At 62.2% G+C, this 14,361-nt stretch carries 15 protein-coding genes and 1 tRNA gene; 5 read left to right on the forward strand and 11 right to left on the reverse strand.

The window, feature by feature from the left end; all coding sequences use genetic code 11:
- The first annotated feature begins 25 nt into the window (after positions 1–25).
- Positions 26–99 (forward strand) — tRNA-Gly (locus RQX22_RS09020).
- Between the two features lie 127 nt (positions 100–226).
- On the opposite strand, the gene RQX22_RS09025 is transcribed toward RQX22_RS09020, so the two are convergent.
- Genes RQX22_RS09025 through ectA form a run of 9 tightly spaced genes read right to left on the reverse strand, consistent with a single transcriptional unit; the run spans position 227 to position 9,487 of the window.
- Positions 227–736, reverse strand: a complete 510-nt coding sequence (locus RQX22_RS09025; RefSeq protein WP_315725717.1) for a hypothetical protein — start codon at positions 734–736, stop codon at positions 227–229.
- Between the two features lie 59 nt (positions 737–795).
- Positions 796–2,226 (reverse strand): MFS transporter, encoded by a 1,431-nt coding sequence (locus RQX22_RS09030; RefSeq protein ID WP_315725718.1) that lies wholly within the window; start codon positions 2,224–2,226, stop codon positions 796–798.
- Positions 2,227–2,228: 2 nt separating this feature from the next.
- Positions 2,229–3,467: an MFS transporter gene (locus RQX22_RS09035; RefSeq protein WP_315726275.1), complete on the reverse strand. Its 1,239-nt coding sequence runs from the start codon at positions 3,465–3,467 to the stop codon at positions 2,229–2,231.
- Complete coding sequence (locus RQX22_RS09040) at positions 3,467–4,876, reverse strand: sodium/proline symporter (RefSeq protein WP_315725720.1); 1,410 nt, start codon at positions 4,874–4,876, stop codon at positions 3,467–3,469. Before RQX22_RS09040 ends, RQX22_RS09035 begins: the two co-directional genes overlap by 1 nt.
- A complete protein-coding gene (locus RQX22_RS09045) occupies positions 4,873–6,315 on the reverse strand; it encodes an aspartate kinase (RefSeq protein WP_315725722.1) in 1,443 nt (480 codons plus the stop codon). The genes RQX22_RS09040 and RQX22_RS09045 overlap by 4 nt, the downstream gene beginning before the upstream one ends.
- The gene (gene thpD, locus RQX22_RS09050) at positions 6,312–7,214 is read right to left on the reverse strand and encodes an ectoine hydroxylase (RefSeq protein WP_315725724.1); all 903 of its coding nucleotides are present in this window, start codon (positions 7,212–7,214) and stop codon (positions 6,312–6,314) included. The genes RQX22_RS09045 and thpD overlap by 4 nt, the downstream gene beginning before the upstream one ends.
- A 12-nt stretch (positions 7,215–7,226) precedes the next feature.
- Positions 7,227–7,640, reverse strand: a complete 414-nt coding sequence (locus tag RQX22_RS09055; protein WP_315726277.1) for an ectoine synthase — start codon at positions 7,638–7,640, stop codon at positions 7,227–7,229.
- 13 nt (positions 7,641–7,653) lie between these two features.
- Positions 7,654–8,964, reverse strand: a complete 1,311-nt coding sequence (gene ectB / locus RQX22_RS09060) for a diaminobutyrate--2-oxoglutarate transaminase (RefSeq protein WP_410001623.1) — start codon at positions 8,962–8,964, stop codon at positions 7,654–7,656.
- A 13-nt stretch (positions 8,965–8,977) separates the two neighbouring features.
- Positions 8,978–9,487: a diaminobutyrate acetyltransferase gene (ectA, locus tag RQX22_RS09065; RefSeq protein ID WP_315725728.1), complete on the reverse strand. Its 510-nt coding sequence runs from the start codon at positions 9,485–9,487 to the stop codon at positions 8,978–8,980.
- Positions 9,488–9,732: 245 nt separating this feature from the next.
- Here ectA and RQX22_RS09070 point away from each other — a divergent pair, with 245 nt between their 5' ends.
- Both RQX22_RS09070 and RQX22_RS09075 read left to right on the forward strand, forming a co-directional pair.
- Positions 9,733–10,218 carry a MarR family winged helix-turn-helix transcriptional regulator gene (locus RQX22_RS09070; protein ID WP_315725730.1) on the forward strand — a complete coding sequence of 162 codons (486 nt, stop codon included), beginning with the start codon at positions 9,733–9,735 and terminating at the stop codon, positions 10,216–10,218.
- Positions 10,219–10,323: 105 nt separating this feature from the next.
- On the forward strand, positions 10,324–10,836 hold the full coding sequence (locus RQX22_RS09075) for a DUF421 domain-containing protein (RefSeq protein WP_315725731.1): 513 nt from the start codon (positions 10,324–10,326) through the stop codon (positions 10,834–10,836).
- Between the two features lie 103 nt (positions 10,837–10,939).
- Here the strand turns inward: RQX22_RS09075 and nhaA are convergent, their stop codons facing one another.
- Entirely contained in the window at positions 10,940–12,154 is a 1,215-nt protein-coding gene (gene nhaA / locus RQX22_RS09080; protein WP_410001624.1) for a Na+/H+ antiporter NhaA, read from the reverse strand.
- A gap of 252 nt (positions 12,155–12,406) precedes the next feature.
- Between nhaA and RQX22_RS09085 the strand changes: the two genes are divergently transcribed.
- Both RQX22_RS09085 and RQX22_RS09090 read left to right on the forward strand, forming a co-directional pair.
- Positions 12,407–12,799: a PRC-barrel domain-containing protein gene (locus RQX22_RS09085; protein WP_315725735.1), complete on the forward strand. Its 393-nt coding sequence runs from the start codon at positions 12,407–12,409 to the stop codon at positions 12,797–12,799.
- A gap of 135 nt (positions 12,800–12,934) precedes the next feature.
- Positions 12,935–13,396 (forward strand): MgtC/SapB family protein, encoded by a 462-nt coding sequence (locus RQX22_RS09090; RefSeq protein WP_315725737.1) that lies wholly within the window; start codon positions 12,935–12,937, stop codon positions 13,394–13,396.
- Between the two features lie 9 nt (positions 13,397–13,405).
- Here the strand turns inward: RQX22_RS09090 and RQX22_RS09095 are convergent, their stop codons facing one another.
- Positions 13,406–14,263, reverse strand: a complete 858-nt coding sequence (locus tag RQX22_RS09095) for a hypothetical protein (protein WP_315725739.1) — start codon at positions 14,261–14,263, stop codon at positions 13,406–13,408.
- Between the last annotated feature and the right edge of the window lie 98 nt (positions 14,264–14,361).

Below are 14,361 nucleotides of genomic sequence, written 5' to 3' on the forward strand. Positions count from 1 at the left end.
CGCTGGGCCATAGGCATGGCCGCGAGCGGGTATAGCTCAATGGTAGAGCACTAGCCTTCCAAGCTTGTGACGCGGGTTCGATTCCCGCTACCCGCTCCAGCCCTGACCGCGCCAGATAATGGCAAGGACGCGCCTGCCTTCCCATAGGATTGCTATTGGCAGCGCGATCCCGGAGGCATCCTGAGTCGAATGCGCTCCGGTCCTATCGGCGCCGCCTGAAGCGAGATCAGGAGCTTGTTTGAACGGCAGCTTCCAGCTGTTCGGCCGTCATTCCGATGACTGCACCATTCTGTCCTCCCGCGACGCCGGAACGGGGCAATTTTATCAGCTTGCCCGACATGAGCTTCAGCGTGACGAACTGATCGTCCAGGGTATCGATCGTCCCCACAGCCGTCCCTTGCGAGCCGTGAACCACCATGCCGACGACCAGATTGGCATTGGCGCCGGCGAGCGCCTTTTCGAACTCCGCATTGAGCTGCTCGCGGGTCAGGCCGAACAGAAGCTTGCCCTCGTGAGGCGTGAAGGACGTGCGTGGCACACGAACTTCATGCTTGTCGGTCTTCACGACGAAGGACGTGTCGTCCACGGACGCGATCGTGCCGACCACGCCGCCGCTAGGGCCGATGACTTCGGCTCCTGGACCGGGCTCGGTGGCTTGCGCAAGCGCCGGTTGCGACACTGCGCCGGCCCCCAAAACACACAGGGCCATGGTAAGATGCTTGAACGCACGGGTCATGATTTCTCCTTCCTTTGAATGGGATAAGTATATCACCCAGGTCCTGAACCTTGAGTGTCTCAATGTGAAGCCAAGTTCGTCAACGCCTCCTTTCGGTCCCCGCGCACCGGCGCCAGTTGCCGACGTGACTCCTTCGTGCCCGGTATGTGGGTGCCACGGATGGAGACACCCGCTGTTTCGATGAGGAACAGCAAGGCCACGCATCCGATGGCACAGGCGCCCATCATGAAATAGGCTGGGACCAGTTCGCTGCCGGTCTGATCGATCATCCATGAATTCAATGCCGGCGCGGTGCCTCCAAACAGGGAGGTCGATACATTATAGGCGATCGCGAAGCCGGCAAAGCGCAATGGCGTCGGGAACATGGCAGGAAAGGTCGCCGAAATCGTCGCAAGCTGGGGCACATAGAGAAGACCGAGGATCGCGAAACCGAAGATCGCGCCTGGCAGACCGGTGGCCATCAATTTGTAGAGCGGCAGGACGAGGATGATGAGGCCGAGAAGGGAGAACCACCATAAAGGCTTGCGTCCGATCCGGTCGGAAAGCGCCCCGGCGAACGGCACGAAGATCATCATGAAGAGCATGCCGATGATCGGCACCACGAGCGCCTCTCCGGTCGAAAGGCCGAGACGGCGCTCGAGATAGGTCGGCATGTAGCTGAGCAATGTATAATTGACGACGTTCAGGGCCACGACCAGGGCAGCCAGGACGATCAGCTGTTTCCAATAGCCGCTGAAAAGCTCCTTGAGTTCGACCGTCGCGCCCGGCTCTTCCTCGCCTGCCTCCTGGATTTCCCGAAAAACCGGCGTGTCCTCCATCTTCGACCGCAGATACAGGCCGATCAGTCCCATCGGCGCGGCCACCAGGAACGGCAGCCTCCAGCCCCAATCGTGCATCGCCGAATCTCCGAGCAGCAACGAAAAGCCGAGCATCAGCAAGGCCCCGAGCGAAAAGCCGGCGAGCGTCCCGAATTCCAGGAAACTGCCGCAAAAGCCCCGTTTGTCGTCAGGCGCATATTCCGCCATGAATGTGGCCGCGCCGCCATATTCCCCGCCGGTCGAGAAGCCCTGGATCATGCGCAGGACGATGAGCAACAGCGGGGACCAGAAGCCGATCGTTTCATAGCTGGGGATCAGGCCGACCAGCGCCGTCGCTCCGGACATGATCAGGATGGTGATCGCCAGGATGGTCTTGCGGCCCAGCCGATCGCCCAGCGGGCCCCAGAACAGCCCGCCGAGCGGGCGCACCAGGAAGGAAATGGCGAATGTCGCCAAGGCGAAGAGGGTGGCCTCCTGCGCCTCGCCGGGAAACAGGGCCGATGAGATATAGGCTATGCCGTAGGCATAAATGCCATAATCGAACCATTCTGTCGCGTTGCCGATCGCCGAAGCCGCGATGGCGCGTTTGAGAACGCCGGGAGGAACCGCATCGGCGGAACCGGCGGGGACCTCGGCACCGACAAGCTTTTCATCGTCTTTCTCGGAAGCCATGATCAATCCTTTGCTGCTTGGGTTGGGGCAAGCGGATCGAGCACCGCGGACATGGGCGTCGTGCGGGGCAGGATCTGATAAGGCTGCTGCTGCGCGTCCGGCACGGGCAAAGCCGACCATTGCCGATAGAAAGCGAATGCGAGGGCGATCGCGGCGCACGATGCCGTCAGCAGGAAAAGGCCCTTTGGTCCGAATGCGCTCATAGCGGCGGCGCCCGCCAATGGCCCCGCGGCCGCTCCGATAGAATAGACGAGTACGAGTCCGCCACTGGCGCCGACGCGTTGCGCTCTCGTCAGATGGTCGTTGGTATGCGCGACGCAGAGGGGGTAGAGGGCAAAGGTCATTCCCCCGAAAAGCGATGCAATCAACATCAGCCCCGGGCCAGGCGTGCCGACGAGGGCGATCAGGAGACTGGCCGAGGCGGCGCCGACGAAAGCAAGGACGATGATCTTGCGCCGGTCGAAGCGGTCCGAAAGCCGCCCCAGTGGCCATTGAAGGGCAACACCGCCGAGAATAACGCTGCTCATGAACAAGGCGGTCGTCGCCAGATCCATGCCAAGCCGCCGCGCATAGACCGCGCCCAGCCCGTAAAATGCCCCGAGCATCAGCCCCGTCACGTTGGCGCCGACCATTCCCAGCGGCGAGACCCTGTAGAGACTGCCGACCGAGAGCGGCGCCTGGTCCTCGACCGAGGGGCTCGCAATCCTGGTGAGCACCACCGGAATGACCGCGAGCGAGAGCAGGATCGCAGCCGCCATGAAAGGCATCGAGGGCTTCGTGTCGCTCAGATTCAGCAGGAACTGGCCCAGCGCCTGGCCGGCATAAAGGAAGATCATATAGGCTGCCAGGACGACGCCGCGCGCTTCCGGTTCGGCGCGCTCGTTGAGCCAGCTTTCGAGGCATATGAAGACCCCTGCCATGCAGAGGCCGTCGACGAAGCGGAGGCCCGCCCAGAGAAGCACGTCCTGATGGACCGCATAGGTGAGCGTGCTCGCCGAAAAGAGCGACACGAAGGCGGCGAAGGCGCGAATATGGCCGACGCTGCGGATGATTTTGGAAACCTGCAGCGAGCCCACCGTCAGCCCCACGAAATAGGAAGCGGCGACAAGGCCGATCAGCATGGCGCTGGTGCCGGACGCTTCCAGGCGAAGGCCGAGCAACGTCGCCAGGAAGCCGCTTCCGGCCATCAGCATGAAGATGGCAAGCAACAGGCTGCGTACGGACAGGATGGCCGCGAGCATCATCCCGAAACGAATCTCCGCTGTTTGCCCGAAGACAGCGCCAGTCCGAGGGCGAGGCCGGCCGCGATCGCGGGCAAGCCTTCATAGACCATATCATGAAATCCGGCGCCTCGCCACGCCAGCGCCACGGCGACCCCCGTCGCGGTGATCAAGATCGCACTCGTCTGACTGACGCTCCGGCCGCCCGCGAGAAGGATCAGGAGGGGGCCGAATGCGGCGCCCAAAGCCGACCAGGAGAAGATGACGAGATCGAAAATCGCGGCATCCGTCTGGAGGGCAAGCACAAGCGCCGCGGCGACGATGATCATCGTCCCCGCCTTCAAGGCCAGCGGATGCTGAAGCCGATCGGGTGGCACGTCATAAGCCAAAGCCGTCGAGCAGTTCATCACCAGCGAATCGGCGGTCGACATCGCCGCTGCGAAGATCCCCGAAAGCACGATGCCCAATAGCGCCGGCGGCAGCAGACTGGCGGCCATGACGGGCAGCGCCAGTTCGGCATCCGCCAGGCCCGGCGCATGAAGCCGCGCCAGCATTCCCACGCCCGTCGCCAGCAGATAGAAGATGATGAAGTAGGAATAATAATAGATGCGGGCGGCCATCATCTGCTGCGGACGCCCCAGGGCCATGAACCGGACCATCACGTGCGGCTGCCCGATAACGCTGAGTCCCGCCAGGATCCAACCGAGGGCGAACAGGATCAGCCCGCCGGCGCCGGATATGATCAAGGCCGGTGGCGTCAGGTCCAGGAAGCCCGGAATGGCGCGCCACGCCGCGATCGTCTCGGAAATGCCGCCAGCCGCGCTGAGACCGGCAAAGAACATCATTCCGATCGAAGCCAGCATGACGGCGGCCTGGGCCACGTCCCTCCACATCGACGCACGAATTCCGCCGAAAGCGCCATAGAGGAGCAGGATCGGGGCCAGCATCCAGATCCCGCTCGACCGTTCCCACCCGAGCGCGCCCTGGAACGCCTTGCCGCTGGCAACGATCTGCGCCGCCGTGTAGGTCCCGAGAGATACGATTGTGACGATGGCGGCCAGGCGCCGCCAGGTCGGCATATCCGCTCCGTTCCAGCGCGATATCACGCCGCCGAACGAACGTTCGCCGGTACGCTCCGTCGCCTTGCGCAGCTTCTGGTGGATCAGGAGCGAGCCGAGAAAGTCGCCGAATATCCATCCGCACAGGAGCCATGCCGCCGCGAGCCCGGCGACATAGGTGTAGCCGATGACGCCAATGAACATGAACGCACTGTTGTTCGTCGCGATGGCGGAAAGACCGACCAGGGATGGCGGAACGGATCGACTCGCGAGGTGATAATCGTCCGGGGTCTCACGCCCTTTCATGGATGCCGCAAAGCCGATCCCGAGATAGAGGATCAGCAACCCGCCGAAGCTCAGGATCGTGATCAAGCTGCCTGTAGTTCGACCGGACGGTCCGTCGCGGTATCGATCAGGGCATCGTGCAGCGCACGGACGGCGGCTTCGAAATCACTCGTTTCGACGAGGAACTGAACGTCGACGTTGCGGATCTGATGCTGCAGTCCGATGACGGTAATGCCCGCATTCGTAATGGCCGTCATCGCCCTCGCCACAAGCCCGGGCGCGCTGATGTCGCTCCCGATGGCCGATACCATCGCCACCGAGCGCGCCGATATCGCGGCGCCCGGATATTGACCTTCAAGATTCTCGATGACCCGGCGCACGACCGAGGCATTGGCCGCGAGATAATGGGTGATCGTATTGGCATTGGACGACTTGCTGACGATCCAGGCCTTGTGGCGCGTCAGCGCTTCGAGGATCGCGGCGTCATAGCCCTTCTCGCCGACCATATCCTGTTCGAAGAATTGGAGCGCGAACAGCGACCGGTGGCCGGTGACGATTTCGACACGCGGACGATCCGACACATAGTCGCCGCAGATCAAGGTGCCTTCATCTTCCCGGTCGAACGTGTTGCGGACGCGAAGGGCTATCTGGGCCTGACGCAACTCGCGTCCGGCGCGCGGATGGATCGCCTCCATTCCCATGTTGGCGAGCTGATCGGCGACGTCGTAATTGGTACGGCCAATCTTGCGCGCGCGCTCGGGACCGACCAGCTTTGGGTCTGCGCTCGACAGATGGAATTCCTTGTGAATGATCGCTTCGCTCGCCTTGCTCAGGGCGGCGACCCGCGCGAACGTCATTTCCGTATAGCCGCGATCGTACCGGCTTATCATGCCGCCCGCACATCCGGCATAGCCGGTGACGATCGGCATCTGCGTCGCAAGATCCAGCGGTTCCAGCGCTGTCGCGATACGCTCGTCGAGCGTGGGCATCTCGCTCTGCGCCCAGCCCGTGAGGTCGACCAGGACGGCGTTCACCCCCCGATCGCGGAGCAGCAGGACGGTCGTATGGGCGCTATGCGCTTCCCCTATCCCGGCCAGCATCTCCCGGACCGTTGCAAGCGGTTCGCTAAGCCGGAAATGACCATGGGCGCGCAAGCGGTCCAGATCCTCCAGGCAGGTGCTCATCGCATGAAGCCGCTCGTCCACGAACCGGTCGGCTTCCGCGCGGCGGTCGCTGCCGGCGAACATCGCCGCATTGCGGTTCCGCATCTCCGTGCCCACCCGCTCGAGCGCGGCCTTCCATGGCTTTTCCGGATCGTCGGCAAGGAAACTGGCGAAGACGCCCGGCTCTCCGCTTTTCTTGTGCTCGAGCAGCAGATCGGTGATGCCGGCAAAGGCGGAAACCACGAAAATGCGCCCGTAGAGATCGTCACCCTGACGCCCGGCAATCAGGACGTTTTCGAGGATCGTGTCGGTCGCGGCCATCGAAGTGCCGCCGATCTTCTCGACGCTATGCAGGCCGGTCATGCAAGCCTTCCCTTCCGGATCCGGACGGGTTCTGCGTCCCGTGCAGCAATGAACGAAGGACGCGGCGCCTTCGCCCCGTACGGCGTGGTCAGGCGGTTCGACAGGGCATTGTAGACGATGAACGCATTGGCGCGTGGATAGGGCGTGATATTGCCGTTCGACCCATGCATCATGTTGCAGTCGAAGAGAACGACCGTGCCGGGCTCGCCGACCGCCGCGACGATACCATGGGCCTCCGCCAGTTCGGCAAGGCTGGTCTCATCGGGAACGCCATATTCCTGCTTCTTCAGCGAAACCAGATAATGGTCGTCCGGGGTCTCCCCGACGCAGGCCAGGAAGTTGCGATGCGATCCGGGCATCAGCATGAGCGGGCCGTTATGATCCGTATTCGCGGCCAGCAGCACGGAAGCCGAAAGAGCACGCATGCGAGGCATCCCGTCCTCCACGTGCCACGTCTCGAAATCGGAGTGCCAGAAGAACTCCTTGCCCTGATAGCCCGGCTTGTAGTTCAGGCGGGACTGATGGACGTAGACGTCGTCATCGAGCAGGAGGCGGGCAACGCCTGCCAGCCTTTCGTCCGCGGCAAGCCGGGCCATAAGATCGTTCTGGCGATGGATTTCGAAGATCGATCGGATTTCATCGCTGCCGGGCTCCGTGATTGTCGTGCGGTCGTCCAAAGCGGCGGGGTCGGCGAGCAGATTGCCCACCTCGGCCTGCAATGAAGCGACTTCATCCTTGTCGAAGACGCCCGGCAGGATCAGGAAACCCTGGCTGTCGAACTGCTCCATCTGGGCACGCGTCAACGGTGCGTCCGGCGTCCATTCGCCGTAGACCACGGGATCGTGGCGGGGCAGCAGATGCGGCTGGGCCTCGCAACGCGAGGAATAGAGGTCGGTCATGGGCCTTTCTTCTCAATGGGCGAGGGGAATGGGGGGCGGAACATCCATCTCGGCGGGATAGGATCCGCTCTCGTCATGGACCTCCTTGCCGGTCACGGGCGGATTGAAGACACAGGCCGTCAGGATGTTCGTCTTGGGACGGACGACATGTCTGTCATGCTCGTTCAGAACATAAAGGATGCCGGGACGCAGTTCGTGCGTGAGACCGGTACCGAGATCCTCGATGGTCCCTTCCCCTTTCAGGATGAAGACGGATTCGAGGTGGTTCTTGTAATGCATCTTGATCTCTTCCCCTGCGTAGAGGGTCGTGAGGTGGAAGGAAAAACCCATCCCATCGTCCTGGAGCAAAAGCCGCGCGCTTTCCCAGCCATTGCCCTTGATGTTACGATCCGATGCCCGCACGTCGGCCAGGTTGCGGATAATCATTGTCTTCATTCTCCTATTCGGCAGCGACGCCGAAAGCCGGCGTCATGGTGGTGCGGACGCATTCCTCGAGCATGTCGAGGCCGTGCGCGAACACGTCGTCTTCGATTGTCAGTGGCGCCAGGACCTTCACGATCTCATCATGTGACCCGCTGGTCTCGATGATGATTCCGCGATCGAAAGCCGCTGCGGTGATCGCGGCGGCCGCCTCGCCGGAACCGGCATCCAGTCCGCGCATCATGCCGCGTCCGCGCGTCGAGAGGCCATGCTCCCGCGCCATCGCTTCGAGCCGCCGTTCGAGCAGCCTGCCGCGTCGAACGACATCCGCCGCGAAAATACCGTCGCTCCAGAAATGCCGGAGCGCCGCGGTCGCCGTCACGAAGGCATGATTATTGCCTCGGAAAGTGCCATTATGTTCGCCCGGCGCCCATTGATCGAGCTCCGGACGAAACAAGGTCATCGCGAAGGGCAAGCCCATGCCCGAAAGCGACTTGGCGAGAGTCACGATGTCCGGAACGATGCCGGCATCCTCGAAACTGAAAAATTCTCCGGTGCGGCCGCATCCGGCCTGAATGTCGTCGACGATGAGCAATGCGCCATGGCGTTTGGCGATGGACGCTATCTTGCGCAGCCACTCCGCTGACGCGGCGTTGAGGCCGCCTTCGCCCTGCACCGTCTCGACCAGGATAGCGGCCGGCTCGTCCAGGCCGCTCGACGGGTCCGACAACCTCTGATCGAGCAGATCGGCGGTATCGACGTCGGGACCGCAATAGCCGTCAAATGGCTCGTGGCTGACATGGCCGAGCGGAACGCCCGCACCCCCGCGCTTGCCGGCATTGCCGGTGCAGGCGAGCGACCCCAGGGTCATGCCGTGAAAGCCGTTGGTGAAAGCGACGATATGCTGGCGGCCCGTTATCTTGCGCGCGAGTTTCAATGCCGCCTCGACGGCATTCGTCCCGGTCGGACCCGTGAACATGATGCGATAATCAAGCTTGCGCGGCTTGAGGATAATATCCGTAAAAGCTTCCAGAAACGCCGATTTCGCTTCGGTGTGGAGGTCCAGGCTATGGGTGATGCCTCCGGCTTCGATATAATCGAGAAGCGCCTGCTTCAGCACCGGATGGTTGTGGCCATAATTGAGGCTGGAACAGCCCGACAGAAAATCGAGATAGCGTCCGCCTTCGTCATCATACATCCAGACCCCCTCGGCCCGGCCGAACTGGCGAGGCATGGTCCGGCAATAGGTGCGGACGCGGGATTCCGTGCGATCGTACAGGGATATGTCGCAGGACAGAGGACTGGGGCTGGGTTCAAGAGTCACGTTCATTCCTTTTTCGCTGCTATTCTATCGTGGGAAGAGGGCCGATCATGGCCTGCCATTCGGTCGCATGCGCTCCGGCGAAATGCGCCTGCCTCTCGAACAGCGGGGCTTTCGTCAGCGTGGCGCCAAGTCTGCGCGCCAGTCCCGCGAAGAGAGACCAGGAAGCGTCATTATCTTCGGTGATGGTGGTCGTGAGGACTTTCGCCCCGGAAGTGGCGGGGCGAGCGAGCAGGATATCGAGCATGCGCCCGCCCAGTCCGAGCCCCCTTGCCGAAGCATCGACCGCCACCTGCCAGACGAAAATCTGATCCGGCATCGCCGGCGGCCGGTAGCCGGAAATCCAGCCGACGATGCGCCCCTCACATTCCGCGACGACGCATGTCTCGGGGAAATGCGTGCATTGCAGAAGATTGCAGTAGGCGGAGTTGGTATCCAGCGGCGGACTGTCGGCAATCAGCCGGCTGACGGCGGGCCCGTCTTCGGGGACCGGCGCCCGGAACGCAAGTTTTCCGCCGAGGGGCGGATCCACTTTCCCCGAAGTGGCTCGCGGGTGTTCCTCGGTAATTTTTATTTCCATCTTTAATGGTTTTGATGAGACCTCTTTGCAAAAGGGACAGCGTATCGAAGGCTTAATAATAGCGATAAATGGCGATTTATCAACCCCAACGGGGCGAGTCGCCCCTTGGTTTCCGTCCTAGGGACCCGATATTTCCTTCCATATCAGAAATATAAAAAGATTTGGTACTCTTCGGATGGAATTGTAGGTCCACAAGCATGCAGGATGAGATTGCGAGCGCGGCTTTGAAGGCGATCCGACGCATTCTGCGGGCGTCGGAGCAAAACACCCGCAAGTTGGCGGCGGCGACCCGGTTGACGCCGTCACAATTGCTTGTGCTGAAGGAAATCGATCAGCGCAGCGAAACCACGCCCGGCGCAATTGCCGCCGCGCTGCAATTCAGCCAGCCGACCGTAACCAACATTCTCGACCGCCTGGAGGAATTGGGACTGGTGCTGCGCCAGCGCAGCGAGCGCGACCGGAGACAGATGCTCCTTCGGATCTCGCCGTCGGGGAAAGGGACCCTCGACGCCGCTCCGGACCCGCTTCAGGAGCGGTTTCGCCAGGAGTTTTCGGCGCTCCTGCCCTGGGAGCAGGCTATGATGCTGGCAGGGCTCGAGCGGCTCGGGCAATTGCTCGATGCCTCCGAAATCGATGCGGCTCCCCTGATCGACACAGGGGCGATCGATCGAAACGTCGGGTGAACGAGCGGCAATCGCCACTCCGCAGACAAAGCCGAGCGGTGCACGTCAATCGGGGCCCGATGGCTTTATGGGAACCAAGCTCCACGTTCCAAGCTTTGACCTTTCGTGATCTTCGACAATCTGCAAGCCCTGCTCCGTGTCGCTTCGGTTTCGGTGCTCGCCTACGCGGCGCTCGTGCTGATTCTTCGCGTGGCCGGAAAACGGTCTCTCGCGAAACTCAACGCCTTCGATCTGGTGGTGACGGTGGCGTTGGGATCCACCCTGGCCACGATCCTGTTGTCCAAGGACGTTGCCCTAACGGAAGGCATTCTCGCCTTCGCGATGCTGGCTATTCTCCAATATGTCGTTTCCCGGATTTCGATTGCTTCGTCCAGCTTCAAGGAGCTGGTTCGTTCCCAACCGGCGCTCTTGCTGGAGGATGGCCGCTACCTGGAGAAGGCGATGGCGCGCGAACGCGTGACGCACGGCGAAGTGCAGGCCGCGATCCGAAAACAGGGCATCGGACGACTGGAGGATGTGGCGGCGGTGGTGCTGGAGACGGACGGCAGCATCAGTGTCATCCGCAAGACCGGCGACGGTGACCTCACTGCTCTTCAGGATGTCTCCGGCGCTCCTTAGCAAGCTGATTCACGCTTCGGATCGACCCAATCTGGACCGATCATGGTCATGCGACTGCGCCCGGAAATGTCAGGACTTGCCGATCAGAACCCCGTCCGATGGCCTACGCACTTGCCTCGGACGGGAGCCTCGGCGCGAGGCGCAGGACGAGGAACCCGACGACAGCCGACAGGCAGGATCCGAGGAGTATGCCGATTTTTGCTTCCTCGATGAGCAGCGGCTCGCCTGGAAAGGCGAGTGCTCCGATGAACAGGCTCATGGTGAAACCGATGCCGCATATTATGCAGACGCCATAGATTTGCAGCCAGGTCGATCCGGCGAGTTTTTTGGCGAGGCCGAACCGCACCGAGAGCCAGATCGCCCCGAAGATTCCGATTTGCTTGCCCACGAAAAGGCCCGCGGCAATCCCGAGAGGAAGGGGCGCGAGAATCTGATCCAGGCCGATCCCGCCCAGCGAAACCCCCGCATTGGCGAATCCGAACAAGGGCACGATCAAAAAGGCGACTGCCGGGTGGATGGCATGTTCCAGGCGGTGAAGCGGAGACTTGGCGCGTTCCCCGGAACCGCCTGCCTGCACGACTGGCACGGTCATTGCCGCCAGTACGCCGGCTATCGTCGCATGGACGCCCGAGAGAAGCACAGCATACCAGAGGCACGCAAAGCCGAGCATGTAGAGCCATAAGGAACTCACGCCGCTCTTGCCCATGACGTACATGACAAGCAGGATTCCGGCGGCAATTCCCAAAGCAAGGGTGTCGATAGAGGCGGTGTAGGCGAGGGCGATGATCGCCACCGCACCCATATCGTCGACTATCGCGACCGTGGTCAGGAAAAGCTTGAGGGAAGTCGGCGCGCGGCTGCCGAGCAATGCCAGAACGCCAATGGCGAAAGCGATGTCCGTAGCGGCCGGAATGGCCCAGCCATTTTCCAGGCCCGCCTCTCCGCCCGCCACGAGCAGATAGAGAAAGGCGGGCACGGCCATGCCGGCGGCCGCGGCGATGATGGGGAGGCGCCGTTGATCCCAGGAAGCCAGCCGGCCGCCGACGAATTCGCGCTTGATCTCGAGCCCGACCAGCAGGAAGAAGATCGCCATCAGGCCGTCATTGATCCACAAATGCGGAGTCATCGGCCCGATCTTGTCGGTCAGCACCAGGCCCGAAGGGTGATGGAGCAGGTCGTGATAGAAATGGCTCAGAGGAGAATTGGCGACGAGCATGGCAAGCGCCGCCGCCGCCATCAGCAGCAGGCCGCCTGCGGCTTCGCTTTCCAGGAATTCCGGCACTACAGATGTGCCGCTGCGGCGAGCCTTTGCGTCCATTTTCATCTCCTTCGATTCCCCTAGCGTCCGCGTCGCCGGTTTGAAAAGGACGAAGACCGCAGCAGCTTGAATCGATCGCGGCAAAAAAGTGCCGATCTTTACTCCGCTGCAGAACCAACTGGCCTCCGCGGCGTTGACTGGATGAGGGCTGCTCGCGGAACCGGCAGGCTCCTGGACGGACGGCACGGGATATCCGGCCTCGGCTCTCGCTTTCGAAATATCCCACAACACAACCCAAAGGAGACGAATTCAATGGCATTCGATCAGACCAACATATTGGACAGGCCCGGAGAAAGCCTCGACCACGACGAGACGGACGGTCTCATTTCTTCGGAAAAGGTAGACGGAACGGCCGTATATAACCGCCAGGGCGAGCGGCTCGGCTCGATCCACCACCTCATGGTCGGTAAGCGCGACGGTCGCGTTCGCTATGCGGTCATGAATTTCGGCGGGATCCTTGGAATCGGCGAACGTTATCATCCGCTGCCATGGGACGTCCTCACCTACGATACGGACATGGGCGGCTATTCCGTCGATCTGGACAAGGAGCGGCTTGAAGGCGCACCTTCGTTCGAACGGGGTCAGGAGCCCGCTTATGACCGTGTCTACGCCGAGCGGATCGGCGGCTTCTACGGCAGGATCTGAACATCAGGGGGCGGCTTCCGCCGCCCTCATGGCCCAGAATTATTTCAAGGCAGATGGAATCGTCTGACGACTCCGGGATAGCGGAAAACAAGGAAGAACCAGGCAACTGAGCCGGCCACCGGCCGTTGATGGTGGATGGAAGCAGGCACATTTTCTCCCATCCACATTTCCTGGCTAGAAACCCTGCTGCGTATCGCCGCCTCGATCCTGCTTCCGCTGATGATCGGCATCGACCGGTTTCTGCGGCGAAAGCCGATCGACTTTCGTCCGTTCGTCATCGTGTCGCTGAGCGCGTGCGCATTGTCTCTGGGCACATTGGAGCTGGCAGCGCGGGCGACTGATCCGCAAATTGACCTGAGCCCCAGCCGCATCTTCGCCGGCGTGATCACCGGCATAGGATTCCTGGGCGCGGGCGCGATGTTCCGGCAGGACAATTATGTCAAAGGCGCCGGATCGGCATCGTCGATCTGGGCATCGGGCGTGATCGGCATACTGTCGGGCATCGGCTTGCTATGGCTTGCGGCGATCCTCGCGGCCGGCGTGCTCCTCCTCCTGATGCTCAGCGCGCCCTTCACCTCGAAATATGATCCGGAATAGATCGGGGGCCTAATCGGCCCATTCGGCCAGAACCCGCTGACCCGAGGCTCCGGTGATCGCCACTCTGTCCACATTGACGCCGATCAGACACAAAGGGGGCCGATCCTCCCCTTCCCTTGCCTGACAGGCAATCGGCTGCGGGCCGGCCAGGGGAGCAAGACGGCCTTCGATGACCAATCGGAGGCCGCGGCTCAGGTCGATCTGGTTTGGGGCGATTTTTGTGACGAGCTCGTAGGGACTGCCGTTGCGGCGCGCTGCGCGGCGCGATCCCGGCTCGAACAGTTCCACGATCCCCAGTGTTTCGCGCCGGACGGGAGCAAGTGTTTCCGCCGGCATTTCTCTCTCTCCCCCGGATTCCCGGGGCGGAGCGGCGGTCTCCGGTGCTTCGGTGGGCGGCTGCTCCGGCGGAACCTGCGGCTGGGCCGGACAGTCCCCGATCCGTATCCAGGGCCGGGCAATCCAGAATCCCTCGGCCGCTTCGAAAGGCTTTGCCGCGACGATGGATTTGAGGAAAGTCGCCTTGGTCCAGACTTCGGGCGTCACGCTCGCACGCAAAGTCTCCTGCTCCACATCGTAACGCCATCGGAACGGCATTTCCTGATCCTCCGACGCCGGGCCCGAGCAGCCAAAGGGGAGTTTCAGGGTGAAGCGGCGGCCGACGAGCCCGCCAATGTCCGGGGGGGACGGGACCCCTCGCGCATGGGCGTCGGCGGCGCGGGCCGCCGCGTCGATAAGGCCGGCCCGGTTCAGTGGCGGCGGCGGTACGGCGACGACCGGTCTTTCCGCCGGAGACTGCGGACGGACCGGCACATCCCGGGGCGTTTCCGCCCGCTCGACGATCCAGATCGCCGCGATCAGAAGCGCCACGAATATCGCAGCAGCCAGAATAGCTCGCCAGTTCATGAGACCATGCCCGGTCGTTTCTCCTCTTGTCTCGCCATTCCGCCATTGTGCGGGAAAAGCGG

This window comes from Sphingosinicella rhizophila, from assembly GCF_032378825.1.
In the GTDB taxonomy this organism is placed as follows: Bacteria; Pseudomonadota; Alphaproteobacteria; order Sphingomonadales; family Sphingomonadaceae; genus Allosphingosinicella; species Allosphingosinicella rhizophila.